Annotated in this window: 1 protein-coding gene; it reads right to left on the bottom strand. The window is 63.8% G+C overall.

Annotation, left to right across the window (positions count from 1 at the left end):
* A partial coding sequence (locus EN939_RS35595; protein ID WP_127271990.1) for a pyridoxal phosphate-dependent aminotransferase occupies window positions 1–1011 on the bottom strand: 1011 nt, incomplete at its 3' end.
* Between the last annotated feature and the right edge of the window lie 7 nt (window positions 1012–1018).

Here is a 1018-nt window from a genome sequence, read left to right as displayed (position 1 = left end):
TTCGGTGCCGACGGTCATGCGCAACGCGTTGGGAAAGCCATAGCCCGAAACGCGCCGCAATATATAGCCGCGCGCCGTCAGATAGTCGTCCGCCGCCGCCGCCGAATGCTTCTGGTCATCGGGAAAATGAATGAGAACGAAATTGCCGACGCTCGGCGTTACCCGCAGCCCGAGCTTTGTGAATTCCTCGCTCAACCAGGCAAGCCAGGTCTCGTTGTGCGCCACGCTGCGCTCGACATGGGCGCGGTCGCGGATGGCTGCGGTACCGGCCTCGATCGCCGTCGCATTGACGTTGAAGGGACCGCGCACGCGGTTGATGGCGTCGACGATATGCATCGGCGCATACATCCAGCCGATCCGCGCGCCACCGAGGCCGATCTTGGAGAAGGTACGGGTCATCACCACGTTCTCGGTGCTGCCGACCAACTCGATGCCGGCCTCATAGTCGTTGCGGCGGACATATTCGGCATAGGCCGCGTCGAGCACCAGAAGCACGTGCCTGGGCAGGCCGGCATGCAGCCGGCGCACCTCCTGGAACGGCACATAGGTGCCGGTCGGGTTGTTGGGATTGGCGAGGAACACGATCTTGGTGCGCGGCGTGACCGCGGCCAGGATGGCGTCGATGTCGGCGCGCTCATCTGTTTCCTTGATCGTCACCGGAACGGCACCCGCCGACTGGATGTAGATCTTGTAGACCATGAAGGCGTGTTCGGTGATGACGGCCTCGTCGCCGGGCGCCAGATAGGTCTGCGCCAGCAGGCCGAGAATCTCGTCGGAACCGTTGGAACATATGATGTTCTGAGGGTTGAGGCCATGCACCTCGGCGATCGCTTCGCGCAGCCGCCTGGCGGTGCCGTCGGGATAGATGTCGAGCTTGCCGGCAATCTCGCGCGCGGCTTCGATCGCTTTCGGCGAGGGCCCTAGCGGATTCTCGTTTGATGACAGCTTGTGGGCCTTGGCGACGCCGGCGGGCCCCGTGGTCTTGCCCGGCCCAAAAGGGTCGGTGTTCATGATGCCC

This window comes from Mesorhizobium sp. M7A.F.Ca.CA.002.05.1.1 (genome assembly GCF_003998335.1).
Taxonomy (GTDB): Bacteria; Pseudomonadota; Alphaproteobacteria; order Rhizobiales; family Rhizobiaceae; genus Mesorhizobium.
This window is presented reverse-complemented; position numbering and strand designations above follow the sequence as displayed.